Below are 1,269 nucleotides of genomic sequence, written 5' to 3' on the forward strand. Positions count from 1 at the left end.
AGCCTGATCACACCTTTAAGCTCGTACCGACGGGTGATCGCGTCGCCGACCGGCGTTATGGTCAGCAGTCAAACCCGCCCTTATCGGCGGGTTTTGTATTTGGTGACAGAACATCCACCCCCCCTCAGTCAAAACAACTCCGAAACAATCCCGGCTGGAAATCCTCGGTACTGAAGAAAACGCATCTGTTTGGCCTTTTCCCTGGCATCCGCTGGCTGTCCGTCACCAAATTTACGTAGCCGAACCGCCTCTGCCCGTTCAAACCAGTCCACCTCCGCCTCCTCCAGCGCCAGACTGACAGTTTCCGAGTCCACGCCCTTCTGTCTTAATTCCTGACTGATCCTGACCGGCCCATGCCCACGGCCAATCCTGCTGCGGATAAAGTTTTCGACAAACCGGTCATTGCTCAGCAAGCGTTCTTCCTCAAGCTGATCCAGTACCGCGCTGACCAGCTGCTCATCATCACTGACCAGCTGCAGCTTCCTGTCGAGGGTTTTACGGGTGTACTCTCGCTGGGCAAGAAGGCTGATGGCCGACTGTCGCAGCATTTCAGCGGTGACCTNAAACGTCATATCATGAGTGTTCAGTTAGTTAGCCGCTCTACCTGCAATGACAGTAAACACCCCTTCCATAAGGGATAACATGATGATGCCTGCTGCAGTCGTAGCTCTTTCATTGACCAACATCAGCCGACATTCGATCGGCAAAAAAAGGCTGCAGCAGGCATCTCTCAAGCTATTCCTACAGGGAGGAGTGATCATGAAACCGCTGACTGATGAGGAATTCTTCGCTATCGTAAACCACCTGCTCGCCATCACCTACCGCTACGCTGACACCAGTGAAATCGCCCTATCAACCCTAAGCAAAGCCATTCTGACGGCTGCTGCCCATTTCAACGCCCACATGTTCGCCTCCAACGACGAGCCGCTCTGTACCGAACAGGATGAGGCCATCGCCAGCCTGACCGAACAGTACCATCAGGTGCTTCGGGCCAGGTTGGATTTTTACGAAAGCCATCCCCCAGGGGAACAGCGCCAGCCTTGACTTATCCTCCATTTGATACAGCAGGCTATCTACCCAGACACGCCTGCTGTCAGGCTGTGGTTTTCGACTTGCCTGTCGCTCCACACCGTCTAATGTGTGATGACCGGCGGGAATAGCGTACCCACTGCCCTGCAGCCCACGTATTCCCGGCATTCTGGCCACACAGGGAGGAGTTCCACATGGCAAAAACACAGCAGGAAAAAATCGTCGATGCCTTCAAGGCGC

General features: G+C 54.5%; 2 protein-coding genes. One reads left to right on the forward strand and one right to left on the reverse strand.

Annotated elements, in window-relative coordinates:
* Positions 1–128: 128 nt before the first annotated feature.
* Positions 129–572 carry a regulatory protein RecX gene (locus ABD892_RS02645; RefSeq protein WP_345193565.1) on the reverse strand — a complete coding sequence of 148 codons (444 nt, stop codon included), beginning with the start codon at positions 570–572 and terminating at the stop codon, positions 129–131.
* 187 nt (positions 573–759) lie between these two features.
* Here ABD892_RS02645 and ABD892_RS02650 point away from each other — a divergent pair, with 187 nt between their 5' ends.
* Positions 760–1,044 (forward strand): DUF3144 domain-containing protein, encoded by a 285-nt coding sequence (locus tag ABD892_RS02650; protein ID WP_345193568.1) that lies wholly within the window; start codon positions 760–762, stop codon positions 1,042–1,044.
* Positions 1,045–1,269: the final 225 nt, after the last annotated feature.

The organism is Kistimonas scapharcae, assembly GCF_039540975.1.
GTDB classification, from domain to species: Bacteria; Pseudomonadota; Gammaproteobacteria; order Pseudomonadales; family Endozoicomonadaceae; genus Kistimonas; species Kistimonas scapharcae.